25 protein-coding genes are annotated in these 26,685 nt (G+C 63.6%); 19 read left to right on the top strand and 6 right to left on the bottom strand.

The window, feature by feature from the left end; translation table 11 throughout:
• Positions 1–165: 165 nt before the first annotated feature.
• The 8 genes from H0241_RS05260 to H0241_RS05225 all read left to right on the top strand — a co-directional run bounded on the left by H0241_RS05260 (position 166) and on the right by H0241_RS05225 (position 7,886).
• Positions 166–1,440 (top strand): lytic murein transglycosylase, encoded by a 1,275-nt coding sequence (locus tag H0241_RS05260; RefSeq protein WP_181056351.1) that lies wholly within the window; start codon positions 166–168, stop codon positions 1,438–1,440.
• 260 nt (positions 1,441–1,700) lie between these two features.
• Positions 1,701–3,338 (top strand): ABC transporter substrate-binding protein, encoded by a 1,638-nt coding sequence (locus tag H0241_RS05255; protein ID WP_181056350.1) that lies wholly within the window; start codon positions 1,701–1,703, stop codon positions 3,336–3,338.
• 18 nt (positions 3,339–3,356) lie between these two features.
• Complete coding sequence (locus tag H0241_RS05250; protein WP_181056349.1) at positions 3,357–4,418, top strand: ABC transporter permease; 1,062 nt, start codon at positions 3,357–3,359, stop codon at positions 4,416–4,418.
• 196 nt (positions 4,419–4,614) lie between these two features.
• Positions 4,615–5,541, top strand: a complete 927-nt coding sequence (gene nikC, locus H0241_RS05245; protein WP_181056348.1) for a nickel transporter permease — start codon at positions 4,615–4,617, stop codon at positions 5,539–5,541.
• A complete protein-coding gene (locus H0241_RS05240; RefSeq protein WP_181056347.1) occupies positions 5,538–6,374 on the top strand; it encodes an ABC transporter ATP-binding protein in 837 nt (278 codons plus the stop codon). Before nikC ends, H0241_RS05240 begins: the two co-directional genes overlap by 4 nt.
• Positions 6,371–7,120 (top strand): ABC transporter ATP-binding protein, encoded by a 750-nt coding sequence (locus H0241_RS05235; protein ID WP_181056346.1) that lies wholly within the window; start codon positions 6,371–6,373, stop codon positions 7,118–7,120. Before H0241_RS05240 ends, H0241_RS05235 begins: the two co-directional genes overlap by 4 nt.
• Positions 7,121–7,149: 29 nt before the next feature.
• Positions 7,150–7,464 carry a hypothetical protein gene (locus H0241_RS05230; protein ID WP_181056345.1) on the top strand — a complete coding sequence of 105 codons (315 nt, stop codon included), beginning with the start codon at positions 7,150–7,152 and terminating at the stop codon, positions 7,462–7,464.
• 107 nt (positions 7,465–7,571) lie between these two features.
• Complete coding sequence (locus tag H0241_RS05225; protein WP_181056344.1) at positions 7,572–7,886, top strand: hypothetical protein; 315 nt, start codon at positions 7,572–7,574, stop codon at positions 7,884–7,886.
• Between the two features lie 12 nt (positions 7,887–7,898).
• On the opposite strand, the gene H0241_RS05220 is transcribed toward H0241_RS05225, so the two are convergent.
• Genes H0241_RS05220 through H0241_RS05210 form a run of 3 tightly spaced genes read right to left on the bottom strand, consistent with a single transcriptional unit; the run spans position 7,899 to position 13,119 of the window.
• Entirely contained in the window at positions 7,899–10,994 is a 3,096-nt protein-coding gene (locus H0241_RS05220) for an efflux RND transporter permease subunit (RefSeq protein ID WP_181056343.1), read from the bottom strand.
• Entirely contained in the window at positions 10,991–12,076 is a 1,086-nt protein-coding gene (locus H0241_RS05215) for an efflux RND transporter periplasmic adaptor subunit (RefSeq protein WP_181056342.1), read from the bottom strand. The genes H0241_RS05220 and H0241_RS05215 overlap by 4 nt, the downstream gene beginning before the upstream one ends.
• Complete coding sequence (locus H0241_RS05210) at positions 12,073–13,119, bottom strand: efflux RND transporter periplasmic adaptor subunit (protein WP_407941728.1); 1,047 nt, start codon at positions 13,117–13,119, stop codon at positions 12,073–12,075. Before H0241_RS05210 ends, H0241_RS05215 begins: the two co-directional genes overlap by 4 nt.
• A gap of 344 nt (positions 13,120–13,463) precedes the next feature.
• On the opposite strand from H0241_RS05210, the gene H0241_RS05205 reads away from it, so the two are divergent.
• Positions 13,464–14,741 carry a 4-aminobutyrate--2-oxoglutarate transaminase gene (locus H0241_RS05205; RefSeq protein ID WP_181056340.1) on the top strand — a complete coding sequence of 426 codons (1,278 nt, stop codon included), beginning with the start codon at positions 13,464–13,466 and terminating at the stop codon, positions 14,739–14,741.
• 44 nt (positions 14,742–14,785) lie between these two features.
• Here H0241_RS05205 and H0241_RS05200 read toward each other — a convergent pair whose 3' ends face one another.
• From H0241_RS05200 to H0241_RS05190, 3 genes are read right to left on the bottom strand one after another with little or no spacing between them, the layout of a single operon-like run.
• Positions 14,786–15,112 carry a type II toxin-antitoxin system RelE/ParE family toxin gene (locus H0241_RS05200; RefSeq protein ID WP_181056339.1) on the bottom strand — a complete coding sequence of 109 codons (327 nt, stop codon included), beginning with the start codon at positions 15,110–15,112 and terminating at the stop codon, positions 14,786–14,788.
• Between the two features lie 5 nt (positions 15,113–15,117).
• The gene (locus H0241_RS05195; RefSeq protein ID WP_181056338.1) at positions 15,118–15,348 is read right to left on the bottom strand and encodes a type II toxin-antitoxin system ParD family antitoxin; all 231 of its coding nucleotides are present in this window, start codon (positions 15,346–15,348) and stop codon (positions 15,118–15,120) included.
• A 37-nt stretch (positions 15,349–15,385) separates the two neighbouring features.
• Complete coding sequence (locus H0241_RS05190; protein ID WP_181056337.1) at positions 15,386–16,639, bottom strand: NAD(P)/FAD-dependent oxidoreductase; 1,254 nt, start codon at positions 16,637–16,639, stop codon at positions 15,386–15,388.
• Positions 16,640–17,152: 513 nt separating this feature from the next.
• On the opposite strand from H0241_RS05190, the gene H0241_RS05185 reads away from it, so the two are divergent.
• The 10 genes from H0241_RS05185 (at position 17,153) to miaB (ending at position 26,623) form a co-directional block, all read left to right on the top strand.
• Positions 17,153–18,445: an imelysin family protein gene (locus tag H0241_RS05185; RefSeq protein WP_181056336.1), complete on the top strand. Its 1,293-nt coding sequence runs from the start codon at positions 17,153–17,155 to the stop codon at positions 18,443–18,445.
• A 60-nt stretch (positions 18,446–18,505) separates the two neighbouring features.
• Positions 18,506–18,817 carry a (2Fe-2S)-binding protein gene (locus H0241_RS05180; RefSeq protein ID WP_181056335.1) on the top strand — a complete coding sequence of 104 codons (312 nt, stop codon included), beginning with the start codon at positions 18,506–18,508 and terminating at the stop codon, positions 18,815–18,817.
• Positions 18,783–19,268 carry a bacterioferritin gene (bfr, locus tag H0241_RS05175; RefSeq protein WP_181056334.1) on the top strand — a complete coding sequence of 162 codons (486 nt, stop codon included), beginning with the start codon at positions 18,783–18,785 and terminating at the stop codon, positions 19,266–19,268. The genes H0241_RS05180 and bfr overlap by 35 nt, the downstream gene beginning before the upstream one ends.
• A gap of 12 nt (positions 19,269–19,280) precedes the next feature.
• Positions 19,281–20,882, top strand: a complete 1,602-nt coding sequence (locus H0241_RS05170; RefSeq protein ID WP_181056333.1) for a di-heme oxidoreductase family protein — start codon at positions 19,281–19,283, stop codon at positions 20,880–20,882.
• Positions 20,882–21,955, top strand: coding sequence for an imelysin family protein (locus tag H0241_RS05165; RefSeq protein ID WP_181056332.1), 1,074 nt, complete (start codon positions 20,882–20,884; stop codon positions 21,953–21,955). Before H0241_RS05170 ends, H0241_RS05165 begins: the two co-directional genes overlap by 1 nt.
• 2 nt (positions 21,956–21,957) lie before the next feature.
• Positions 21,958–23,064: a DUF1513 domain-containing protein gene (locus tag H0241_RS05160; RefSeq protein ID WP_181056331.1), complete on the top strand. Its 1,107-nt coding sequence runs from the start codon at positions 21,958–21,960 to the stop codon at positions 23,062–23,064.
• A 94-nt stretch (positions 23,065–23,158) separates the two neighbouring features.
• Positions 23,159–23,836, top strand: coding sequence for a tRNA (adenosine(37)-N6)-threonylcarbamoyltransferase complex dimerization subunit type 1 TsaB (gene tsaB, locus H0241_RS05155; protein WP_181056330.1), 678 nt, complete (start codon positions 23,159–23,161; stop codon positions 23,834–23,836).
• On the top strand, positions 23,836–24,330 hold the full coding sequence (gene rimI, locus H0241_RS05150; protein ID WP_181056329.1) for a ribosomal protein S18-alanine N-acetyltransferase: 495 nt from the start codon (positions 23,836–23,838) through the stop codon (positions 24,328–24,330). Before tsaB ends, rimI begins: the two co-directional genes overlap by 1 nt.
• 28 nt (positions 24,331–24,358) lie before the next feature.
• Positions 24,359–25,159 (top strand): lysophospholipid acyltransferase family protein, encoded by an 801-nt coding sequence (locus H0241_RS05145; RefSeq protein WP_181056328.1) that lies wholly within the window; start codon positions 24,359–24,361, stop codon positions 25,157–25,159.
• Between the two features lie 54 nt (positions 25,160–25,213).
• Positions 25,214–26,623, top strand: a complete 1,410-nt coding sequence (gene miaB / locus H0241_RS05140) for a tRNA (N6-isopentenyl adenosine(37)-C2)-methylthiotransferase MiaB (RefSeq protein WP_181056327.1) — start codon at positions 25,214–25,216, stop codon at positions 26,621–26,623.
• Positions 26,624–26,685 lie beyond the last annotated feature (62 nt).

Raw genomic sequence — 26,685 nt, 5'->3', positions numbered from 1 at the left:
GCTACGTCCCTTCGAAGGTTGTCACTCCGCACCGCCCCCCTCTGTCCTGCCGGACATCTCCCCCTCAAGGGGGGAGATCAGCAATTTCACGGACGGCATTCTCTTTTCAACGTTGGCAGTTGGCGAAACCCGAGCCGACAGCCAATCTCCCCCCTTGAGGGGGAGATGTCCGGCAGGACAGAGGGGGGCGCGACAGAACGCAACCTTCGCATATTCGGTTTTGCACTCCTTCTGATCGCACTGATCAGCCTCCCCATCACTCCCGCCTCCGCCGCCAAAATCGACGACCAATTCCGCGCCTGGCTGCAGACCGACCTTTGGCCCGAAGCCCAGGCCAAAGGCATCTCCAAATCCACCTTCGACGCCGCGTTCAATGGCGTGAAGCCGAACCTCAAATTGCCCGACCTCGTCCTGCCTGGCGAAAAGCCCAAAACCCCGCAAAAGCAGCATCAGGCCGAGTTCGGCTCCCCCGGCGCCTATTTCGCCGAAAAGACGGTGCGCGCCGTCACATCAGGCGGGCGCACGCGCGAGGCGGCCAACGCCAGGACGCTGGCGGCCATCGAGAAACGCTACGGCGTGCCGGGTGAGGTGCTGCTGGCGATCTGGGGTCGCGAGACAGGCTTCGGCGCTGCGAAGATGCCCTACGATGCTTTCGAGGTGCTCGGCACCAAAGCGTTCATGTCGACCAAGAAGGACTTCTTCCGCACCGAAGTGTTGGCGGCGCTCGAAATCGTCGAGCGTGGGCTGGCGCCGGTCGGCGCCATGAAATCGTCCTGGGCCGGCGCGCTCGGCCAGCCGCAATTCATGCCGACATCGTTCCTGAAGCATGCCGTCGATTTCGATGGTGATGGACGCCCCGACATCTGGAATTCGACCCCGGACGTGCTGGCCTCGATCGCCAACTATCTCCTCCATTATGGCTGGGTGAAGGGGCGCGGCTGGGGTTTTGAGGTGACGGTGCCGCAAACCGTCTCCTGTTCGCTCGAGGGCCCCGACCAGGGCAAGAAGATCTCAGCCTGGGCGGCGATGGGCATCAGCCGTGTCGGCGGCAAAGCCTTTCCGGCCAGCGAACTGAAGGCGGAAGGTTTTCTCTTGATGCCGGCCGGGCGCAGCGGCCCGGCCTTCATCGCCACGCCCAATTTTTATGTGTTGAAGCAATACAACACCAGCGACCTCTATGCCCTGTTCATCGGCCATGGCGCCGACCGCATCGCCCATGGCGACGCTGACTTCGCCGGCAGTTGGGGTCCGGTCGGCGGGCTGCACCGCTCCGACATCGCCGCCTTGCAGCGGGTGCTGGAAGCCAAGGGCTACGACGTCGGCAGCGCCGACGGCCTGCCCGGCTTCAAGACCCGCCGCTCGATCGGCGACTGGCAGGCCAAAAACGGCCGCGCCGCCACCTGCTTTCCCGACGCCGATCTGGTCGCCGCGATCAAGTAGCACTGACAACGGCAGATTGTTCCCCGTCGTGGCTGCAATTGGCCGGCCATGCTTCGACGACCGTCGCTCATTCCGCTCCAATATGCCGGCTCATAAATGCCCGTTGCCGGTTGGAGGGCTGCCGGATAGGGTGTTGACCAACTGGACAAAAACCAACACGGTAAGGGGTCGAACGATCGTCCCACGACCGCGAAAAGGAGCGCTGCAGCCCTGAGCCGGGAACTCGGGGTCAACAATCAACAAAACAGGGAACAATCACCATGATGCTGGAAAAGTTTGCTCTACGCTCTCGCGCCTTGCTCGCGGGCGCGGCGTTGTCGGCCTTGCTCGTAGCGCCGGCCTTTGCCGTGACGCCCGCCGACACGCTGGTCGAAGGTTTTGCCATCGACGACATCATCTCCATGGATCCGGGCGAGGCGTTCGAACTGTCGACCGCCGAGGTCACCGGCAACACCTATGATTTGCTGGTCCGCCTCGATCTCAGCGACACCTCCAAGGTCAAGGGCGATCTCGCCGAAAGCTGGACCGTCTCCGACGATGGCCTGGTCTACACGTTCAAGCTCAAGCCCGGCCTGAAATTCGCCTCCGGCAATCCGATCACGGCGGCCGATGTCGCTTATTCCTTCGAGCGCGCCGTCAAGCTGGACAAGAGCCCGGCCTTCATCATCGGCCAGTTCGGCATCAGCGGCGACAACGTCACCGACAAGGCCAAGGCGGTCGACGATGCGACCTTCCAATTCACCGTCGACAAGGCCTACGCGCCGAGCTTCGTCTTGAACTGCCTCTCGGCAACGGTTGCTTCCGTGGTCGACGCCAAATTGGTCAAGGAACATGTCTCTGCGGTGACGCCCAGCGCCGACTACAAATATGACAATGATTTCGGCAACGCCTGGCTGAAGACCGGCTATGCCGGCTCCGGCGTCTACAAGCTGCGCGAGTGGCGGGCCAACGAGGTCGTCGTTATGGAGCGCAACGACAATTACTTTGGCGAGAAAGCCAAGCTTGCCCGCGTCATCTACCGCAACATGAAGGAAAGCTCGGCCCAGCGCCTGGCGCTTGAGGCTGGCGACATCGACGTTGCCCGTAATCTCGAGCCGAACGATCTCGACGCCATCGCCAAGAACGCCGATATAACGACCACCGCTGCGCCGAAGGGGACGGTCTACTACATCAGCCTCAACCAGAAGAACCCGAACCTGGCCAAGCCCGAGGTACGCCAGGCGTTCAAATATCTGGTCGACTACGATGCGCTGAGCACGACCATCCTCAAGGGTATTGGCGAGATCCACCAGTCCTTCCTGCCCAAGGGTGACCTCGGCGCCGTGGACGACAATCCCTTCAAGCTCGACGTCGCCAAGGCCAAGGAATTGCTGGCCAAGGCCGGTCTTCCCGATGGCTTCAGCGTGACCATGGACGTACGCACCGGCCAACCGACGACGGGCATGGCGGAATCCATCCAGCAGACGTTGGGTCAGGCCGGCATCAAGCTGGAGATTATTCCTGGCGACGGCAAGCAGACGCTGACCAAATATCGCGCCCGCAATCACGACATCTATATCGGCAATTGGGGCCAGGATTATTTCGATCCGAATTCCAATGCCCAGACCTTTGCCTCGAACCCCGACAATTCGGATGCCGGCAAGTCGCACACGCTCGCCTGGCGCAACTCCTGGGACATTCCGGAGCTGACCAAGGAAACGGAAGCGGCTCTGCTCGAGAAGGATTCCGGCAAACGCGCCGACATGTACAAGGATCTGCAGCAGAAGATCCTCGACACCAGCCCCTTCGTGATCATTCACCAGCAGCTCGAAGTGGCCGGCCTGCGCAAGAACCTCAAGGGCTTCGCGCTCGGCCCGAGCTTCGATAGCAACTTCGTCGGCCCGGTCTCGAAAGAGTAATGCCCACGGGCGCGCCGTATGAGCGCGATTGAAAACCAAAGCGGGCGCGGCAGCGCCCGCGCCGTCGCTATTGCATCGGCGATCGGCCGCTTCCTGGTCATCGCGATCACGACCTATCTTGGCCTGCTCGCGGTGACCTTCTTCATCGGCCGCGTCATCCCGATCGACCCGGTGCTGGCTGTGCTGGGTGACAGGGCGCCTCTCAATGTCGTCGAGCGCACGCGCCGCGAGATGGGGCTCGACCTGCCGCTCATCGAGCAATTCTATATCTACGTGAAGAATGCCCTGAATGGGAATTTCGGCACTTCGGTGCTGACCACCAATCCGGTCATGACCGACATCCGTCGTGCCTTTCCGGCAACCATCGAACTCGCGACTTTGGGCACTCTGATCGGCTCGGTCATCGGCGTGCCGCTCGGCGTGCTGGCTGCGGTTAAACGCGGCAGCGTCATCGATCAGATAGTGCGTGTCATTGGCCTGATCGGCTATTCGGTGCCGATCTTCTGGATCGGACTTTTGGGACTCGTGCTGTTCTACGCCAAACTGCAATGGGTGGCTTTCCCGGCGCGGCTCGATGTCGTCTACGAGTACACCTTCACGCCGATCACCGGCTTCTACCTTCTCGATGCCGCAATGCAGGGGCAATGGGATGTCTTTTACGACGCCTACCGCCACATCATCCTGCCGGCAGGATTGCTCGGCTATTTCTCGCTGGCTTACATCAGCCGGATGACGCGCTCCTTCATGCTGAACGAGCTGTCGCAGGAGTACATCGTCGCCGCGCGCGCCAAGGGCCTGTCGGAAACACGCATCATCTGGGGTCATGCGCTGCGCAACGCGGCGGTGCCGATGGTCACGGTGATCGCGCTTTCTTATGCCGGGCTGCTCGAAGGTTCGGTGCTGACCGAGACCGTGTTCTCCTGGCCCGGCATCGGCCTCTACATCACGAATTCGCTGCAGAATGCCGACATGAACGCCGTGCTTGGCGGCACCATCGTCATCGGCTCGGTGTTCATCGGCATCAATCTTCTGTCCGACCTGCTCTACCGCGTGCTCGATCCGAGGACGAAGGTTCGATGAGCAGAGCTATCCTACTTTCGGGCTCGGTTGCGGCCAATCACCCCCACTCCGGCCCTTCGGGCCACCTCTCCCCCTGCCCGGGGGAGAGGAAAACCCGGTCGCACGCTTGGCGCCTTTCCTCTCCCCCGTCGAACGGGGGAGAGGTGGTCTGCGAAGCAGACCGGAGTGGGGGTCGACGGCTTCAAGAGGCACCGTCATGACCGCCTCCGACGCCCGCCCTCTCTCCAGACGAGACTGGCTGCTCAGCGATCGGCCGGCCTCGCGCATGCAGGCAAGGCTCGGCCGTGCCTATGTCGCCTGGCGGCGCTTCTCTGCCAACCGGCTGGCATTTCTCGGCCTGCTCATCATCATCGCGCTGCTGGTGGTGGCCGCCTTCGCCGATGTGCTGGCGCCCTATTCGCCGACCATCGGCGACCTGAAGAATGCGCGGCTTTTGGCGCCAAGTGCCGCGCACTGGTTCGGCACCGACGATCTCGGCCGCGATATCTATTCGCGCATTCTTTTTGGCTCGCGCTGGACGCTTTATGTCGTCATTCTCGTCGCCGTCATCGCAGCCCCCATCGGCCTTTTGGTCGGCACCGTCGCCGGCTATGCCGGCGGCTGGACCGATGCCATTCTGATGCGCATCACCGATATCTTCCTCGCCTTCCCCAAGCTGATCCTGGCGCTGGCCTTTGTCGCAGCGCTTGGACCCGGCATCGAGAATGCGGTGCTCGCCATCGCCATCACCTCCTGGCCGCCTTACGCCCGAATTGCCCGCGCCGAAACGATGACCGTGCGCAACTCCGATTACATCAAGGCGGTGCAATTGATGGGCGCCTCGCCGTTCCGCATCGTGCTGCGCCACATCATGCCGCTCTGCATCTCCTCGCTGATCATCCGGGTGACGCTCGACATGGCCGGCATCATCCTGACCGCCGCCGGCCTCGGCTTCCTCGGCCTCGGTGCGCAGCCGCCGCTGCCGGAATGGGGCACGATGATCGCATCGGGTCGCCGCTTCGTGCTCGATCAATGGTGGGTGGCCGGCGCGCCGGGCTTCGCCATCCTCATCGTCAGCCTCGGCTTCAACCTGCTCGGCGACGGTCTGCGCGACGCATTGGACCCACGGAGTGGCGACCAATGAGCGGCACCCTTCTCGATGTCGACGATCTGCGCGTCGATTTCCCCACCCGCACCGGCCTGATCCAGGCGGTGCGCGGCGTCTCTTTCTCGCTTGGCCGTGAGCGTCTGGGCATTGTCGGCGAAAGCGGCTCCGGCAAGTCGCAGACCGGCCGCGCCATCATGGGGCTGACGCCGCCACAGGCCCGAGTGTCGGCGAAGAAGCTTGCCCTCGACGGCATCGACCTTCTGGCCATGCCGGCCCGGCAGCGCCGGGCGCTGCGCGGCAAACGCATCGCCATGATCCTGCAGGATCCGAAATATTCGCTCGATCCGGTGATGAGCATCGGCCGCCAGATCGTCGAGACGCTGCGCACCCATGAGAAGGTCTCCAAGGCCGAGGCGCGCGAGCGGGCGCTGGCCATGCTGGAAGCGGTGCAGATCCGCGACCCCGCCCGCGTCTTCGACCTGCATCCGCATGAGGTCTCCGGCGGCATGGGCCAGCGCGCCATGATCGCCATGATGCTGATCGCCGGCCCGGAGCTGATGATCGCCGACGAGCCGACCTCGGCACTCGACGTTACCGTGCAGCTCGATGTGCTGGGCATTCTCGACCGGCTGGTCAGCGAGCGCGGCATGGGCCTGATCTTCATCTCGCACGATCTGCGCCTGGTCGCCTCCTTCTGCGACCGCGTCATCGTCATGTATGCCGGCAAGGTGGTCGAGCAGCTCAAGGCCTCGGAACTGCGCGACGCCCAGCATCCCTACACACGCGGCCTGCTCAACTGCATGCCCAGGATCGGCTACGAGCGCCACCCGCTGCCGGTGCTCGACCGCAAGCCGGAGTGGGCGGCATGACGCCAGCCATTTCCATCGACGGGCTGGAGGTGGCGTTCGACCGCTTTCGCGCGCTGAAGGGTGTCAGTCTCGAGGTGAAGTCCGGCGAATCCTTCGGCCTGGTCGGCGAGAGCGGCTCCGGCAAGTCGACGCTGCTGAAAGCCATTGCCGGCCTGGTGCCGGCCAAATCCGGCAGCATCACCGTCAACGGCAAGACATTGGGCGCGCGCCGCGACAAGGCCTTCTACCGCGAGGTGCAGATGGTCTTCCAGGATCCCTATGGGTCGCTGCATCCGCGCCAGACAGTCGACCGCCTGCTGCAGGAGCCGCTCGCCATCCACGGCTTTGCCGACGGCGAACAGCGCATCCAGCGCGCGCTGGACGAGGTCGGTCTCGGCAACGGCTTCCGTTTCCGCTACGCACATCAATTGTCCGGCGGCCAGCGCCAGCGCGTGGCGATTGCCCGGGCGTTGATCCTCGAGCCGTCAATCCTGCTGCTCGACGAGCCGACCTCGGCGCTCGATGCCTCGGTGCAGGCCGAAGTGCTCAATCTGCTCGAAGAGGTCCGGCGGCGGCGCAAGCTGACCTTCCTGATGGTCAGCCACGACCTCGCCATCATCACCCACATGTGCGAACGGCTGATGGTGATGCAGAATGGCGAAGCGGTGGAAAATCTCACCGCGAGCCAGCTGATCGGACACCGCGTGGAGAAGGATTACACGCGCAATCTGTTGAGGGCGAGCGAGGGGTTTGTGCGGACGGCTTGAATTCGTTTGGACTGTTTTGGGGGAATGTCATGGGCGAGTGGAAGTTTTCAGATCCGCCCAATGTCGCGGTGTTCGTTGATAGGGGCATCTTCCGTCGGGATGATTGGATCGCATATGTGTCTCATGACGATGACGACGGCAGCTGGCAATTTCACAACAACGAGTCCGGACCAGTCGAAGAGGGCGACATAATGATCGTCAGCCTGCAGAATGTGGTTCAGCGAGATGAGAGCATCCTGGAATTGGCCGACCTACCGGAAGGCTGGCACGCCTGGCGCAGCTCAAAATCGTCGCCATGGCAGCGCGCCAAGTCGCGGCCTGTGGGCTTCAACGACAACGACTGATCCAGCAAAGCCTACGCCGGACCCCGCGTCGGGTTTGTGCGAACCGTCTGCGTTTACTAGAATTTCCCTCTCACTGCACGCAGAACCGTTGGTTTAAGGGGAATCCCATGGATGAATGGAAGTTCGAAGACCCACCCAATGTCGCTGTGATTTCTGATCGAAGTATATTTTCAAGCGGCGATTGGGTCGCTTACGTTTCGCATGAGGATGACGACGGTAGTTGGCTGTTCTACAGCAGCGACAATCGGGATTGGGATGAACGCGACGTAATGCTGGTGGGCTTGCAAGAGGTGGTTCAGCAGGACGAAAGCATCCAGGAATTAGCCGACTTACCGGAAGGCTGGCATGCTTGGCGCAACTCGAAATCGTCACCGTGGCAGCGCGCCAAGTCGCGGCCGGTAGCCTTCAACGACAACGAATGACCCGGCAACGTCCTAAGTCGGCCTCTCCACTGTTTCGCCACTCCCCAAAATGGACGTCCCATCCCTGTCCTTCGGCTCCTTGATCCGGAACCATGTCACGTAAAGCGCCGGCAGAAACAGCAGCGTGATCGCCGTGCCGGCGATGATGCCGCCCATCATGGCGTAGGCCATCGGCCCCCAGAACACTTCGCGCGCGATCGGGATCAGCGCCAGGCTGGCGGCAGCAGCCGTCAGCGCGATCGGCCGCATGCGGTGCTCTGTCGCCTCGATCACCGCCGCCCAGCGGTCCTTGCCCTCGGCGACCAGATCCTCGATCTGCACGATCAGGATGACCGAATTGCGGATCAGGATGCCGATCAGCGCCAGCACGCCGAGAATGGCGACGAAGCCGAGCGGCGCGCCGCTGGGCACCAGGGCCGCGACGACGCCAATCAGGCCGAGCGGCGCCACCGCCACCACCAGGAACAGGCGCTGGAAGCTCTGCAGCTGGATCATCAGGATGGTCGCCATCACGAACAGCATCAACGGCACGACGGCGGCGATCGGTCCCTGGCTTTTGGCGCTTTCCTCGACAGAGCCGGCGGTGGCGACCGAATAGCCCGGCGGCAACTTGGCGATGAAGGCGTCGACCGACGGCTTCAGCTCGTTGACGACGGTTGCCGGCAGCACGTCGCCAACCAGGCCGGCGCGCACGGTGATCGTCGGGATGCGATTGCGCCGCCATACTGTCGGCTGCTCGAGGTCGTAGCGGAAGTTGGCGACCGCCGCGAGCGGGATCGCCTCGCCGTTCGCGGTCGGCAGCTGCAAGTTCTGCAGCGTGCCGATCGAGCCGCGTTCGGCCTCGCGTGAGCGGGCGATGACGTTGATCAGGTAGGTGGCGTCGCGAACCTGGGTAATGGTGGCGCCGCCGACCGTGCTGTTCAGTGCGCTGGCGATGTCGGAGGAGGTGATGCCGAGCTGGCGCGCCTTGTCCTGCAGCACGTCGACCCGAAGCACACGTTGCGGTTCGTTCCAGTCGAAGGTCGGCGCCGCCAGCTTCGGATTAACCGCAATCAGGCCGGAAAATTGCTGCGCCAGGTCGCGCACCTTTTGGATGTCTGGTCCGCCGACGCGGTACTGCACCGGGCGCCCGACCGGCGGCCCGAGTTCGAGCGGCTTGACGAAGGCATCGGTGCCGACGAATTCCTCGCGCAGCAGTTTCTCCAGTTGCGGCTTCAGCCGGTTGCGTGCCTCGATGCTCTTGGTGACGATGACGGTCTGGCCGAAATAGGGATTGGCCGGCTGCACGTCGAAGGCGAGCAGGAAGCGCACCGCGCCCTGGCCGATATAAGAGCTGAAATGATCAATGTCGGGATTGCCGGCAAGCGCGCGGCCTTCGAAACGCTCGATCTGGTCGCGGGTTTCGGTCACCGACGAGTTCTGCGGCAGGTTCCAGTCGACGATCAGTTCCGGCCGGTCAGACGGCGGAAAGAACTGTTGTTGGACAAGGCCGAAGCCGGCTATCGAGCCGGCAAACAACAAGACCGTGACGAAGATGGTCAGCCAGTGATGGCGCACCGAGCCGACCAGCACACGCCGGAACAGGCTGGTGAAGCGTCCCGGTTGCTCGTGCTTTTGCTTCATCGTCGCCGGCAGGATGGTGACGCCGAGCAGCGGCGCAAACAACACCGCCACGATCCATGACACCAGAAGCGAGACCGCGATGACGACGAACAGCGTAAACGTATATTCGCCGGCGGCGCTGTTGTTGAGGCCGATCGGTATGAAGCCGGCGACCGTCACCAGCGTGCCGGTCAGCATCGGGAAGGCCGTCGAGGTGTAGACGTAGGTCGCCGCCTTGCGCAGATTGTCGCCGACCTCCAGCCGCGCCACCATCATCTCGACCGCGATCATGGCGTCGTCGACCAGCAGCCCGAGTGCGATGATCAGCGCGCCCAGCGAAATGCGCTGCAGCGAGATGCCGAGATAGGCCATGACCGTGAAGGTGATGGCCAGCACCAGCGGGATAGACAGCGCCACGACGAAGCCGGCGCGCATGCCGAGGCTGATGAACGACACGGCGAGTACGATGGCGACCGCCTCGGCCAGCGCCCGGGTGAAGCCCGAAACCGCTTCCTCGACGATCACCGGCTGGTCGGCGACAAGATGCACACCGACGCCGACCGGCAGGTCGGCCAGCACCTCGTCCATTTTCTTCTCGAGGGCCGCGCCGAATTCGAGCAGATTGGCGTTGGGCTTCATGCCGATGGCAAGCCCGATCGCGTCCTGGCCGTTGAAGCGGAACAGGGCCGTTGGCGGGTCGGCATAGCCGCGCCGGATCGTTGCCACATCGCTCAGCCGGAAGAAGCGGTCGTTGACGCGCAGATTGATGCCACGCAGGCTCTCCTCGGAGGTGAACTGGCCGCCAACGCGCACGCTGACGCGCTCGGGGCCGGATTCGACGACGCCTGACGGGGTGATGGCGTTCTGCGCCTGCAGGCTCGCCACGATCGCCTGCTGGTTGAGGCCGAGGGCGGCGATCTGGCGGGTCGAGAATTCGAGATAGATGGCTTCGTCCTGGGCGCCGACCAGATCGACCTTGCCGGCGTTGGGCACGGCCAGGATCGCGGTCCTGACGTCCTCGACATAGTCGCGCAGCTGGCGAGGCGTCAGCCCGTCCGAAGTAAAGGCGTAGATATTGCCGTAGACGTCGCCGAAGCGATCGTTGAAGAACGGCCCCTGCACGCCTTGCGGAAATTGCGCCCAGATGTCGTTGACCATGTTGCGCACCTGGGTCCAGTTCGGCACGACATCGCGCGCCTTGGTGGTGTCCTTCAGGTTGACGAAGATGACGGTCTTGCCCGCCGTGGTGACCGAGCGGGTGAAGTCGAGACTGTCGAGTTCCTGGAGCTTCTTCTCGATCCGGTCGGTGACCTGCCGCACCGTCTCGTTGACTGAGGCGCCCGGCCAGTTGGCCTGGATAACCATGGTCTTGATGGTGAAGTTCGGATCTTCCTCGCGGCCGAGATTAAGGTAGGCGAAGATGCCGGCGACGACGAAGACCAGCATGAAGTACCAGACCAGCGAGCGATGGTTGAGCGCCCAGTCGGAGAGGTTGAACCCCTTCATGACGCCCCTCCTTGCGGGATCTTGACCTTCTGGCCCTCCACCAGGCTGTGGACACCGGCGGTGACGACGCGCATCCCCGCTTCGAGCCCTTCGGCGACGATGAAGCTGGCGCCGCTCTTCGAAGCGATCTTGACGTCGCGCGTCGAGACGCTCGATGTCTGCTCGTCGACGATCCAGACCTTGTCGCTTCCATTCTTCTGCAGCAGCGCCGACAGCGGCAGCTCGATCGTCGGAGAGACCTTTGCCACGCGTGTCGCCGTCACCGTCGAGCCGAGCCGGAAGGCTTGCGGCGGATCGGTGAGCGTCAGCCGGACTCGGCGGCTGCGCGTCGAGGCGTCGGCCTGCGGCGCGATCTCGCGCAAAGTCGCCTTGGTCTGGATGGACGGCAACGATTGCAGAATGACCTCGAACGGCGTGCCGACGGCGAGGTCGCCGGTCAGTTGGTCGGGAATGTCGACGACCGCTTCGCGTAGATCCGAGCGCGCTACGGTGACAATGGTCTGGCCGGCCGAAACCGTCTGTCCGACTTCGGCGCCGGTGGCGGTGACGACGCCGTCGAAGTCCGAGAACAGCCTGGCATAACCGAGCTGCTCCTGCGATTTGGCAAGGGCGGCCTTGGCCCGTTCGACGCCGGCTTCCGCCGCTTGCCTCGCCTGTTGCGCCGCGTCGAACACGGCCTGCGAGGTGTTGGCGGCGGCAAGCAATTGGCGCTGGCGGTCCTCGCTGGCGGCGGCGTTGGTGAATTGCGCCTCGGCATTGGAGAGTTCGGCCTTGGCCGCCTGGACCGCAAGTTCCAGCGCCGTCGGGTCGAGCGTGGCGATCGTCGTGCCCTTGCTGACGATATCGCCGACCTTGACGTCGCGCGAGACGACGCGGCCGAGCAGGCGGAAGGCCAGGTCGGCGCTGACCTGCGGCTCGATGGAACCGGCAAAGCCGAAGGTCTGCGTTGTCTGCGGCTCGATCACCATCGACAGCACCGGCCGGACGATCTCGGGCGGCTTTTCATCCGATTTCGAGCAGGCAGCGAGCGCTGCTATTGCAAACAGGGCAGGCACGAGAAGCAGGATGCGCGGCCATCTCATTGTCCGGCTCCCGAAATCTCGACCGTCTGTCCCGGGCTGAGCAACTGGCCACCGGCGGTGACGACGCTTTGGCCGGCCTCCAGGCCCTTGTCGACGACGACCACGCCGGAATCGAAGGCCAGCACATTGACCAGGGCTGTCGCCACCGCCTTGGTCGAGGGATCGACCACCCAGACGGCCGGCTTGCCCTCGATCGAGGTCAGCGCCTGCCAGGGCAGGATGACCGCTTTCGCCGGTATGGCGTTGACCGAGCCGATGACGGTGGCGCCGAGCGGCATGCCGGTCGGCGTGTCGGCAATGCCGACCTTGACCCGGACCGACCCCGACGCCGGATCGACCGCCGGCGAGACTTCGCGCACCTTGCCTATCGCCTTCACCTGCGGGTCGGCCAACAGCGTGATCGCCACCGAGGGCGATGGCGCCGTCTTGGCGACCAGCGTTTCCTGGACGTTGAACACCGCGTCGCGGTCGCCGTCCTCGGCGACGGTGAAGACGGTTTGCGCCGCCTGCACCACTTGCCCGGCTTCGACCTGGCGGGCGGTGATGACGCCGGCGGCACCGGCCTTCAGCTCGGTGAAGGACAGGTTCTCCCTCGCATTGGAGAGCGCGCTTTGTGCCTGATCGACACTGCCTTGCGCCACCTTCTGCGCCTGGTCGGCCGCATCATAGTCGCGCCTGGTGGTAAAGCCCTGGGCAAGCAGCGTCTTTTGCCGTTCGAAGGCGGCCGCGGCCTGGGTCAGTTGCGCTTGTGCGGCGTCGAGATCGGCCTGCGCCGAGCGCAAATCGGATTCCTGTTCCTGCGGATCGATGCGGGCGAGCACGGCATCCTTGTCGACATGCTGGCCGACATCGACAAGCCGTTCGGCGACGCGGCCGCCGACGCGGAACGACAGATTGTTCAGCGTGCGTGCCGCGATCACGCCGGTCAGCGAGGTCCTCGGCGCATAGTCGGCCATCGCCACCGTCTCGGTGCGCACCATGATCGGCAGTTTCTTGGCAGCCGCCTCCTGCTTCTGGCAGCCGGCCAGAACGAGCGGCGCCATCGCACAGACGAAAAGGATCGGGGAAACCGAAAATAGGCCGGAGGCCCGGGGCTGCGGGGCGGACGATGTCGCGTTCCTGCTCATGGGGTCCCTCACCGATCCGGGACGCTCATGACGGGGCGAGCTGTCACAGACGTCAGGAGGATAATCGATCCCAAGGAAAAGGAAACCTGTCTCGTACGTGTATCGGCCGGCTGTTAAGACCGGCCCGTCGAAGTGCCGCGCACCGACCGCAGGCCCAATCGCCTGATGACGGTGCCGACTTGAGGAAAACGTGAAATAAGGTCAGAAGAGGCCTTGGCATTCATCAAACGAGAACGGGCGTCGGCCCGATGAGGGACGAAATGAAGAACGCAGCCATTTCCGAACGCAAGAACCAGTCGATTTCGCGCGGCGTCGGCATGACGACGCAGATCTACGCCGACCGCGCGGAAAATTCTGAGATCTGGGACGTCGAGGGCCGCCGCTACATCGATTTCTCCTCGGGCATCGCCGTCGTCAACACCGGCCATCGCCACCCCAAGGTGATCGAGGCGGTCAAGGCGCAGCTCGACCGCTTCACCCACACCTGCCACCAGGTCGTGCCCTATGAGAGCTATGTCAGGCTGGCCGAACGGCTGAACGCTATGCTGCCCGGCAAGTTCGAGAAGAAGACGATTTTCGTCACCACCGGCGCCGAGGCGGTGGAGAACGCAATCAAGATCGCCCGCAACGCCACTGGCCGCCAGGCCGTCATCGCCTTTGCCGGCGGCTTCCATGGCCGCACCTTCATGGGCATGGCGCTGACCGGCAAGGTCGTGCCCTACAAGGTCGGCTTCGGCGCCATGCCGGGCGACGTCTACCATGCGCCGTTCCCGGTGCCGCTGCATGGCGTCTCCGTCGCGGATTCACTTGCCGCACTCGACAGACTGTTCAAGGCCGATGTCGATCCGGCCCGTGTCGCTGCCATCATCATCGAGCCGGTCCAGGGCGAGGGCGGTTTCTACGACGCGCCGCGCGAATTCCTGACGGCGCTGCGCAAGCTCTGCGACCAGCACGGCATGCTGTTGATCGCCGATGAGGTGCAGACCGGCTTTGCCCGCACCGGCAAGATGTTTGCCATGGATCACCACGAGGTGGCTGCCGACATCACCACCATGGCCAAGAGCCTGGCGGGCGGCTTCCCGCTGGCGGCGGTAACCGGCCGCGCCGAGATCATGGACGCGCCCGGCCCCGGCGGGCTCGGCGGCACCTATGGCGGCAGCCCGATCGGTGTCGCCGCAGCACACGCCGTGCTCGACGTCATCGAGGACGAGAAGCTGTGCGACCGAGCCAATACACTTGGCGCGCGACTGAAGCAGCGGCTGCAGTCGATCCGTGACGATGTGCCCGAGATTGTCGACATAAGGGGCCTCGGCTTCATGAATGCGGTCGAGTTCAACGACGTCAAGAAGGGCCTGCCGTCGGCCGAGATCGCCAATGCGATCCGGCTGAAGGCGCTCGACAAGGGCCTGATCCTGCTGACCTGCGGCGTCTATGGCAACGTCATCCGTTTCCTGGCACCGATCACCATCCAGGACAACGTCATGAACGAGGCGCTCGACATTCTGGAAAGCTCGATCCGCGAAGTCTGCGCCGCCTGAAGGGCAACGCCTTATTTCTCCTGACGGCTACGCAGAACGTGCCGTCAGGGGCTTGGATTCTGTAGCCAGGCTGGAATGTCCATCTTGGCGTGCAGAACCCGCCACACATCGATATGGTCGTTCTGTTCGATATAGAAAATTAGGTATGGGTAGCGTTTGAATTGAACGCTGCGCAGACCGGGCAATCCAATTTCGTAGCCATATCTCAGAGAGCCCGATGCCGGATGGCTGGCGATCAGTCTGTACGCATTCTGAAGGTCCTCGACATAGCCCAACGCCACGTGCGAACCGACTTCGCGTGCATGATAATCGACAGAGTGCTCGATATCTCGCAAAGCAAGTGTTCGAGGAACAATTGCCTTTGTGGTCACCTAACTTATTGGCCTAGCGCTCGTTTTCGCAGCGCTGCGAAATAGTCATCGTCAACGGGAGTGCTTGGCGTGGATGACGCGCCTTCAAGGAGCAAACCGCGCAGCAGTTGACGATCTTGATCGTGGCGGATCAATTCACGCACATATTCGCTGCTCGTGCCATAGCCGCGATCCGTCACTTGCCGATCGACAAAATGCTTCAAGCTCTCGGGCAGGGAGATGTTCATGGTGCTCATACAGGCATTTTATGGCGTATGGCAAAAATTGGCAATCCTAGGCACTCGCCCTGGCGAGCTCCATACTCTGGAACGCGGCCAGTGCCGCCTTCAAACCATCAGGTCCCTCAGCAACCGTCTGCGGCGTCGGCGAAAACCCGGCGCCGAGCATTTTTCGGCCGAGCATATGGTCGCCAGGCCGGTTGACCGATTCGATGCCGAGCAGCCGGCTCCCGGCATAGTGGTAGATCGAGAACTTGTTCTCAGCCAGATCGCCCAGCACGACATGGCTGTCGCCGCCCGAGGTCAGCCCGACCATCTGCAGTTTCATATCGCCGATGTCCGACCAGAACCAAGGCACGGCCGAATAGCTGTCGACATGGCCGGTGATCGTGCGCGCGGCAAGCCGCGCCTGGTCGGTGGCGTTCTGCACCGATTCCAGCCGCACGTCGCCGCCGGTCGACCAGTGACGGTAGGAGGCGGCGTCGCCGATGGCGAGGATGTCCGGCGCTGACGTGCGCATCTGCTGGTCGACACGGACGCCATTGGCGACGGTCAGCCCGGCAGCTTGCGCCAGTTCGATATTCGGCACTGCGCCAATGCCGACGATGATCATGCGCGCTGGCAGCCTTTCGCCGGTGGAGGTGATGGCAGCGCAGACATGGCCGTTTTCGCCTTCCAGCCTTGCAATGGTGGTGCCGGTGAGGATGCGCACGCCAATCGTTTCCAGCCGCTGGCGGACATGGCTCGCCACCACCGGGGCCACGGCGCGGCCGAGCAAGCGGTCGACGGCCTCGACCACTGTAACTTTGCGGCCGGCCGCTCTAAGTGTCGCCGCGATCTCCAGCCCGATGAAACCGCCACCGAGGATGACGATATCGTCGCTCTGCGCGCTGAGCTCGCGGATCAGCCGCGCATCGGCGATCGAGCGCAGCGACAGCACGCCTGGGAGGTCAGCGCCCGGAAGCGGCAGAAGCCGCGGTCGCGACCCCGTGGCGAGGATCAGCCGGTCGAAGGCAAGCGCGCCGCCGCCCGCTATCTCCAGCCTGCGGCCTGCCGGATCGATGCGATCGATTCGAATGCCCGGCCTGAAGTCGATGGCGCTGCCGGTATAAAAGGCCTCGCCGCGCAAGGGCTGCGGTTTTGCCTCGGCATCCTTGATGAAGGTCTTCGACAGCGGCGGCTTGTGGTAGGGCAGCTCGTTTTCGTCGCCGATCAGCACGACGGGTCCGTCATAGCCTTCCTCGCGCAGGCTGGCGGACGCTTGCACGCCCGCATGACCCGCACCGACAATGACGACACCGTTCTTCATCGCAACCCGAATTCCTGTTTCAAATCTAGAGCATGGTGCCGAAAAGTGCGAAGCGGTCTTCTCGGGCAAACGGACTCCGCTTGTCCAGACATCATGCTTTGATTGTGAGCCGTTCCGCCAGATGGCGATTGTCTGCCGCCGTCGCAAGAGGCCCGGTCCGGGTCGCACCCGGAATGGTGGTCTGTCAATCGCCCCGTCTCGCGACGGTCCCCGCACGGTACGATTTAAAGTTGATAGTCCTAGTTTAGAATAATTCTAAACTGTTGTTTCAATTGAATTTTCTGGGATTCACCAGTTGACTTCCGGCCCCGCCATCGTTTTATGGAGGCTCGCGCGTCAGCGCATTCCTTTGATGTTTGGGCCTTGAACCCGTTCGATTGGAGGCATTTGGTGTCTTTCTTCCGTGAGCCGCGCAGCGGCGCGGCATCTGTTGTGTCCTATGGCATGCCTATGTCCTGGCACCGCTTGGCACGCGCGCCTTTTACCGAATTCCCTTTGAACTGGAGAATGATGATGACAGCACGATATGGCGGCAGGCTGGCTGCGATCGGTGCCACGGCTATGTTGACGGCGGCGGTTTTCATACTGCCGGCCAAGGCGGCGGAGACCGATGCCAAGGCGGTCATCAAGACCTATTCCGACATCGCGCTGGCCAAATATGAGGATTCACTGACCACCGCGCAGGCGCTCGACAAGGCTGTCGACGCGCTGCTCGCCAATCCGTCGGCAGACACGCTCAACGCCGCCCGCGATGCCTGGAAGGCGTCGCGCGTGCCTTACCAGCAGACCGAGGTCTATCGCTTCGGCAACACGATCGTCGACGACTGGGAAGGCAAGGTGAACTCCTGGCCGCTGGACGAAGGCCTGATCGACTATGTCGCCAAGAGCTATGGCGCCGAGTCCGATGCCAACGCGCTCTACACCGCCAATGTCATCGCCAACAAGGAAATCGAGATCAACGGCAAGAAGGTCGACGCCTCGAAGCTGTCGCCGGAGTTCCTCTCCGGCACGCTGCAGGAGGCCGGCGGCATCGAAGCCAATGTCGCGACCGGCTATCACGCCATCGAATTCCTGCTCTGGGGCCAGGACCTGCATGGTACCGGCCCTGGCGCCGGCGAGCGTCCCTACACCGACTATGACCTGAAGAACTGCACCGGCGGCAATTGCGATCGCCGCGCAGAGTATCTGAAGTCGGCCAGCGACCTGCTGGTCTCCGACCTGCAGGAGATGGTCGGCAACTGGAAGGAAGACGGCGCCGCCCGCAAGAACCTCGTCGACGGCCAGCCGAACACCGCCATCTCGGTGATCTTCACCGGCATGGGCTCGCTGTCCTACGGCGAACTGGCCGGCGAGCGCATGAAGCTCGGCCTGTTGCTGCACGATCCGGAAGAGGAGCACGACTGTTTCTCCGACAACACCTACAACTCGCATCTCTATGACGCGATCGGCATCCGCGCCGCCTATCTCGCCACCTACACCCGCCTCGACGGCACCGTCGTTTCGGGCCCGTCGGTGCACGATATGGTCAAGGCAGCCGATCCGGCGATCGACAAGGAACTGTCCGACAAGCTCGACGTCACCGTCGCCAAGATGGAGGCGATCAAGGCGCGGGCCTTGGCCGGCGAGGCCTATGACCAGCAGATCGCCGAGGGCAACACCGAAGGCAACGCCACCGTGCAGGCAGCGATCGATGCGCTGGTCGACCAGACCAAGTCGGTCGAACGCGCCGTCGGCGCGCTGAAGCTCAGCAACATTGCCTTCGAGGGGTCCGACAGCCTCGACGCACCGGACAAGGTGTTCAAGTAGCACCCCAACCAACCACCAGCCAAACGGCGCGGAGGAGGCGCCGTCAGCCAGAGCCAATCCATGCTGATCTGCCATTGCAACATCATCACTGAAAGGGAGATTGAGCAGACGATCGTCGATCTGCTGGATCAGGATCCCTGGCAGCTCATCGTGCCGGCGAAGGTCTATCACACCATGCAAAAGCGCGGTCGCTGTTGCGGCTGCTTCCCAAATGTGGTCGAAACGATCATTCGGGTTACCGAAAATTACCACACCCGCTCGGAGGCGAGCGGCGCGGACATCGTTTCACATCTGGATCGCGTCAGAGGCCTGCGCGTCCAATACGGGAGCAGAACCCATGAAAGGCGAAAAGCAGATCATCGAGCGGCTTAACGAGGCCCTTTTTCTGGAGCTCGGCGCCGTCAATCAATATTGGGTGCATTTCCGTCTGCTGGAGGACTGGGGATACGCCAAGCTGGCAAAGAAGGAACGCGCCGAATCGATCGAGGAGATGCACCATGCCGACCGGCTGGTGGCCCGTATCATCTTCCTCGAAGGGCATCCCAACCTGCAGTCCGTGGCGCCGTTGCGCATTGGCCAGAACGTCAAGGAAGTGCTCGAATCCGATCTTGCCGGCGAGTATGACGCGCGCACCGCTTACAAGCGTTCGCGCGAGATTTGTGAAGAAGCAGGCGACTACGTGACAATGAAGCTGTTCGAGGAATTGCTGTCGGACGAGGAAGGTCACATCGACTTCCTCGAGACGCAGCTCGACCTGCTGGCTTCGATCGGCGAGGAAAAGTACGGCCAGCTCAACGCCGCATCGGCGGACGAGGCGGAATAGGACCATGCAGGAATGCGGCGCCCCCTAGATCTTCTGCGCCGCTTGCGGCGGGCCAACGGCCCGCTGCCCCTCAAAAACCCGCGATATCAGGCGTTTCGTGGGTTTGTGCTCGTAATCCTCGCGATAATTTCTGCCCCTTCCATGGCCGGCTCGCCGGAACCGGTTGGCCTCGCCACCAACCGCACCGACCTGACGCCGAAGGACCAGGGCCGCGTCCTCGCCGTAACTCGGCCGACCACGGATTTCTCGAAGCCCGAATCCTTCGAAACGATGCAAGGCGGCGCCGGCACGTCGAGAAAGGACGTCAACCGCGACGCCTTCTCGCAGCCCTCTGAAAACATCACCTTCGAGGAACAGGGCACTTTCAAGCTCGGCAATGCGCTGTTTCGCAAGAACTGGGTGTCGTCGCCGTCCTCGACCCAAGCCTCGGATGGCCTGGGGCCGCTGTTCAACGAGCGCGCCTGCCAGAATTGCCATCTGAAGGATGGCCGCGGCCGGCCGCCGACACCAGACAGCCGCACCACGTCGATGTTCCTGCGGCTGGCGCGCGATGCGAGCACGGCTGAGGAGAAGGCAGAGATTGCCGGACACAAGGTGCTGAACTTCCCCGATCCGGTCTACGGCACGCAATTGCAGGAACTGGCGGTCCCCGGCCTCAACGGCGAAGGCCGCATGCATGTCGACTATGGCGACGAGAAGGTCACACTTGGCGACGGCAGCACCGTTTCGCTGCGCAAGCCGAGCTATTCGGTCGACGGCCTTGGCTACGGCCCGCTTGACCCTCGCACCACACTGTCGCCGCGCCTGACGCCGCCGATGATCGGGCTTGGCCTGATCGAACAGATCGTGCCGGCCGACATTCTCGCCCATGCCGATCCGGACGACCGTGACGGCGACGGCATTTCCGGCCGGCTCAACATCGTGCGCGACGGCACGAGCGGCGAACTGACGCTCGGCCGTTTCGGCTGGAAGGCGCAGACCGCGTCGATCCGCCAGCAGGCGGCGGATGCCTTTGCCGGCGATATCGGCATTTCGACGACGGAAGAGCCCAACCATTGGGGCGATTGCACCGCAGCCGAAAAGGCCTGCCTGGCCATGCCGAATGGCGTCCAGAAGCGGCTTGGCCCGGTCGAAGCGCCGCCGCCTGTGATGGACCTCGTCACCTTCTATTCGCAGAACCTTGCCGTGCCGGCGCGGCGCGATGTGGCTGCGCCCGATGTGCTCGCCGGTAAAAAACTCTTCTATGAGATGGGCTGCATTGCCTGCCACACGCCGAAATTCGTCACCATGCGCGGTACGCCGAACAAGGCGCAGGCCTTCCAGCTGATCTGGCCTTATTCCGACTTTCTGCTGCACGACATGGGGCCTGGTCTCGCCGATGGCCAGGTTGTGGGGGATGCCACCGGCAGCGAGTGGCGTACCCCGCCGCTCTGGGGCATCGGGCTTACCAAGACGGTCAACGGCAACAGCTTCTTCCTGCATGACGGGCGTGCGCGTACGCTTACCGAAGCGATCCTCTGGCATGGCGGCGAGGGGCAGAAGGCGCGGGATCGCTTTGCCGCCGCCGATTCCGCCGACCGCGATGCTCTCATCAAATTCCTGGAGTCACTCTGATGCTGAAGCGCTTCCTGCCTGCCCTCGCTCTGGCGCTGGCCATGTCCTCCCCGGCATCGGCATCGGTGACGGCCTCCGATGTCATCCAGCGCGCGATCGACGGCTTTGTCCGCCCCGCCTATGCCAGCCTGCATGACCATGCCGGCGGCCTGGCCAAGGCCATGGACACGCTTTGCCAGGCGCCCTCGCAGGGCAATCTCGATGCGGCACATGCGGAATTCTCGGCCACGGTCGCAGCCTGGTCGTCGGCCGAAATCATCGGCTTCGGGCCGATCAAGGAGAACAACCGGCTGGAACGCATGCTCTACTGGCCGGACCGCAAGAGCATCGGCCTGAAGCAGGTGCAGGCCGCGCTCGCCGGCAGGGATCCGACCGCCACCGATCCGGCGCAGCTGGCCGGCAAGAGCGTCGCCATGCAGGGGTTAGGGGCGCTGGAGTTCGTGCTTTATGGCGACGGCTCCGAGGCGCTGGCCGGTAAGGACGATCCCTATCGCTGCGCCTATGGCGCGGCAGTCGCCAAGAATATCGCGACGATGGCGGCCGACGTCAACGCGGCCTGGAAAAAGCCGGACGGTTTTGCCGCCCTGTGGGCCAATCCGGGACCCGGTAACGCGCTCTACCGCGACGGCGCCGAGGCGGTGACCGAACTGCTCGGCGTCTTCATCAATGAGTTGGAGATGGTCCGCGACGTGCGCCTCAAAGGCTTGCTCGGCGCCAAGCCGGATGCCGACAAGCCAAGGCAGGCAATCTACTGGCGCTCGCAAAACACCGCTGCGTCGCTGGCTGGAAATCTCTCGGGCATCGATACGCTGTTCCAGGCCTCGAAGCTCGGCGACGCGCTGCCCGAGGATGCGCGCTGGATGGCGGAATCGATCCATATCCAGCTCACCAATGGCGTCGCCACCGCCAGGTCCATCCAAGGTCCGATCGACAAGGCGCTCGCCGATCCGGCTGAGCGCGAAAAGCTCGACCATTTCGCGCTGATCACATCCAGCCTGTCGGGCCTGATCGGCGCCAGGCTTACAGCCGAATTCGGCCTGACCGCCGGCTTCTCCTCGCTCGACGGAGACTGATCATGAGGACGCCGCTGATCGACCGCCGCGACTTTCTGAGGGCTGCCGGCGCCGGCTTCGTCGCGGCTATGGCGCCTCAGGCCTGGGCGGACACGCTTGCCGCGGATGCGGTCTTTGCCACAGCCTTCGTCAAGCGCGACGGCAGCTTTGGCGCGGCGGTGTTGTCGGAAGCCGGCAAAGTACTGCATGCGATCGATCTGCCTGATCGCGGTCACGACGTCACCTTCGATTCGGTATCGAAGCGCTCGGTGGTCTTCGCCCGGCAGCCCGGCACTTTCGCCGTGGTCTTCGACCACACCGGCCGCGAAGCGCCGCTGACCATCGCCAGCATCACCGGCCGGCATTTCTTCGGCCATGGCGTCTTCTCCACGGACGGGGCGCTGCTTTATGCCACCGAGAATGACTTCGACAATGCCGCCGGCGTTGTCGGCGTCTATGATGCGCGTGCCAAATTCAGCCGGGTCGGAGAGTTCCCGACCTATGGCATGGGGCCGCACGAACTCCTGCTGCTCGGTGACGGCAGGACGATCGCCATCGCCAATGGCGGCATCGAGACCCATCCCGACTATGGCCGCGCCGAACTCAACATCGCGACGATGAAGCCGTCTTATGTGCTGGTCGACCGCATCACCGGCGATCTGATCGAAAAGCACGAACTGCCGGCGTCTCTGCACCAGCTGTCGATCCGCCACATGGATGCCGATCCGTCCGGCGCCATCTGGTTCGGCTGCCAGTATCGCGGGCCGGGCACCGACCGTCCGTTGCTGGTCGGCCGGGCCGCGCGCGGCAAGGAATTGCAGCTGCTCGACATGCCACAGGACGTGCTTTCCGGCTTTAGAAACTATATCGGCTCGGTTGCCGCCAATCCGGTCGCCGGAACCATCGCGGTGTCTTCGCCGGAAGGCAATTCGCTGGCCGTGATCGATGCCGCCAGCGGCAAGATCGTCGCCACCAAGGCGGTGGTCGAGGTCTGCGGCCTGGCGCCCGACGGCCCGGGCTTCATGGCGACAACGGGTGCAGGCGAGATCATCGAAGGCAGCGGCACGACGCGCTCCGAGCCCGACTATGTCTGGGACAACCACATGCTGCGCATAGCGCAGACGGCATAGGCCCGAAGCGAAGCCGCTTAACAATTTACGCGCTGGCTCTTGCGGCGACGCGCCGTGGCGGGCAGAGGGAGACTGTTTTTCGAACCGGTCGCCCATGAAACTGCTCGCCATCGACTGTGCCGCCAATCTTTGCGCCGCCTGCGTCTACGATGCAGTGGCTGGCAAGGAACTCGGCCGCTCCGTGCGCGACCTCGGCAAGGGCCATGCCGAACACCTGATGGCCGTCATCGACGAGGCGCTGAAGGCGGGCGGAACCGACTATGCCGGCCTTGGCGCAGTCGCGGTCTCCGTAGGCCCGGGCTCGTTCACCGGTCTGCGCGTCGGCGTCTCGGCGGCGCGCGGCCTGGCGCTGGCGCTGAAGATCTCGGCAATCGGGGTGACGACGCTGGACGCGCTGGCAGCCGAGGCGAGGGCGGCATTCCCCGGCCGCCCGGTCCTGGCCGCGCTCGATGCCGGCCGCGAGGAGATCCATGCCGCGTTTTACGATGCGGAAGCGATTTTGCGCTATGGTCCGGCGGTGACCACACTTGCGCAAGCCGCGGGAATGGCGGCGGACAATCTTCCGGTGCTAGCCGGCACTGCCGCCATGCAAATTGCGACCGCGACTGGACGCCACCTCGATATCGGCCCGACCTCGGCCACTGCCGACATTGCGATCTATGCCCGTTTGGCCTCTGCCAAGGGCGAGGGGGAGAAGCCGAAACCGCTTTATCTGCGCGGCGCTGACGCCAAACCGCAGGCGGGTTTCATTCTTTCACGGCAGGAAAAGTAATGCGCATTCCTTTCCTCCAGCCGCGCCGCAGGGACTATGCGCTCGAACCGCTGACCATCGCCGACAGCCCGGCGGTGTCGGCGCTGCATCGCGAGGATTTCGTCCGGCCGTGGACCGATGGCGAATTCGCCTCGCTGCTCGAGCAGGACACGGTGTTCGGCTATGCCGCGCGTGAGATCGGCCAGGGCGCCAAGCCGCCGGTCGGCTTCGTGCTGGCCAGGCTCGCCGCCGGCGAGGGCGAGATCCTGACCGTGGCGGTGGCGCGCTCGCATCGCCGCCAGGGGCTCGGCTGGCAGTTGATGGACGCGGTGCTGCGCGAACTGCATGCGCAGCGCGCCGAGGCGCTTTTCCTCGAGGTCGACGAGACCAATGTCGCTGCGATCGCACTCTATCGCAGGCTCGGCTTCCGCCAGGTCGGGCACCGCGCCAATTATTACCGCTCGACCGAACATGGCCCGACCGGCGCGCTTGTCATGCGCCGCGATCTTCGCTAGCCAAAGTTTTGAGGCAGGGCCAAGCCGCATGATCGGAAAAATCAGGATTTTCCTGGCGCTGAGCCTCGTTGTCGTCGGCTCCCTGGTCTTTGTGCCGTTGCAGCTCCTGTCGATGAAGACCGGCATCTGGCGCGAGACGGTCATTCTGAAGGTCTGGCACAAGCTCATCGTGCGGACGCTCGGACTGCGCATTCATGTCAAAGGCGCGCTGTCCAGCCGGCGCCCGCTGCTGGTCGCCTCGAATCACATCTCCTGGACCGACATCATGGTGCTCGGCTCCTTTGCCGATGTGACGTTCATCGCCAGGGCGGATATGGAAGGATGGCCGCTGATCGGCTGGCTGTCGAAACTACAGCGCACGGTCTTTATCGAACGCGAGCGTAAGCGCACTGCAGGCGATCAGGCCAGCGAGATTGCCAGCCGCATGGCCAAGGGCGACGCCATGGTGCTGTTCGCCGAGGGCTCGACCGGCGACGGCAACACCATCCTGCCGTTCAAGAGCACTTTGTTCGGTGCCGCCTCGATGGCAATCTCGGAAGGTGCGGCCGAGCAGGTCTTCATCCAGCCGCTGGCGATCGCCTACACACGGGTGCATGGCGTGCCGCTCGGCCGCCGGCACCGGCCGCTTGCTGCGTGGATCGGCGATCAGGACCTGATGCCGCATCTCAAGGTGCTGATGGCCGAAGGCGCGCTAGACGTCGAAGTGCATTTCGGCGAGCCAATCGCCTTCTCCAAAGGCTCGAACCGCAAGGAAACGTCGAAGCTGATGGAAAGCCAGGTGCGCGCGATGATGCAGGCCGCGCTCGCCGACCCCCGCCCGAGCAGCTAGGCCGCGGCCAGAATCGTCTGTTTTTTGTCACGGAAAGGCGTTAGAAGCCGCCGGATGGATTTAAACACGATAGAGCGGAACGACGCCGATAGTGCCGCGCAAAGCGTTGGCGTGGCGTCTGCCCCGGCCAAAAAGGTCTTCGTCAAGACCTATGGCTGCCAGATGAATGTCTATGACTCCCAGCGTATGACCGATGCGCTGGCCGCCGACGGCTATACCGCGACCGACGCCATCGCCGAGGCCGATCTGGTTCTGCTCAACACCTGCCACATCAGGGAAAAGGCGGCGGAAAAGGTCTATTCCGAGCTTGGCCGCATCCGCGACATGAAAGCAGAACGCGCGGCAGCCGGGCGCGAAATGCTGATCGGCGTCGCCGGCTGCGTCGCGCAGGCCGAAGGTGCTGAAATCATCCGCCGTTCGCCGGCTGTCGACCTTGTCATCGGCCCGCAGACCTATCACCGGCTGCCGGATGTACTGGCGCGGGTGCGCGGCGGCGAGAAGATCGTCGAGACCGAATACGCCGTCGAGGACAAGTTCGAGCATCTGCCGCAGCCGAAGCGCGCCGAAGTGATCAAGCGCGGCGTCACCGCCTTCCTCACGGTGCAGGAAGGCTGCGACAAGTTCTGCACCTTCTGTGTCGTGCCCTATACCAGGGGATCGGAAGTGTCGCGGCCGGTGGCGCAGATCGTGGCTGAAGCCGAGCGGCTGGCCGATGCCGGCGTGCGCGAGGTGACGCTGCTTGGCCAGAACGTCAACGCCTGGCACGGCAAGGGCGAGGACGGCACGGAATGGGGCCTTGGCCGGCTGCTGTTCCGTCTGGCCGAAATCCCCGGCCTGGCGCGATTGCGCTACACCACCAGCCACCCGCGCGACATGGACGACGAGTTGATCGCTGCCCATCGCGACCTGCCGGCATTGATGCCTTATCTGCATCTGCCGGTGCAGTCGGGGTCTGACCGTATCCTCAAGGTGATGAACCGCAGGCACACCGCCAGGGACTATCTGGCGCTGCTCGAGCGCATCCGCGCTGCCCGTGCTGACATCGCGCTGTCCGGCGACTTCATCGTCGGCTTCCCCGGCGAGACCGAAGAGGATTTCGAGGCGACGATGGAGCTGGTGCGCCAGGTGAACTACGCCTCGGCCTTTTCGTTCAAATATTCGCCGCGTCCCGGCACGCCGGGCGCCGAGATGCCCGATCATGTGCCGGAGGCAGTCAAGGATGAGCGCCTGCAGCGCCTGCAGGCCCTGCTGCTCAAACAGCAGCAGGATTTCGGCCTGAGCCTGGTCGGCAACACCATCGATACGCTGATCGAGAAGCCAGGCCGTCAGGCCGGCCAGAAGGTCGGCCGCTCGCCCTGGCTGCAGCCGGTTATTGTTGATGAAAAGGCCGGCGAAATCGGTGACATTATCCGGGTGCGAATCACGAAGACGGGCTACAATAGCCTGTTCGCCGAGTTGGCCTGATGCATGTCGCTCAAAGTGGTCCCGGTTTTGGGACGACGACATGCATAGCAACAGACCTCGGC

The organism is Mesorhizobium neociceri (genome assembly GCF_013520985.1).
GTDB classification, from domain to species: Bacteria; Pseudomonadota; Alphaproteobacteria; order Rhizobiales; family Rhizobiaceae; genus Mesorhizobium; species Mesorhizobium neociceri.
The sequence above is the reverse complement of the archived record's forward strand: the minus strand, read 5'-3'. Positions and strand labels throughout refer to the sequence as shown.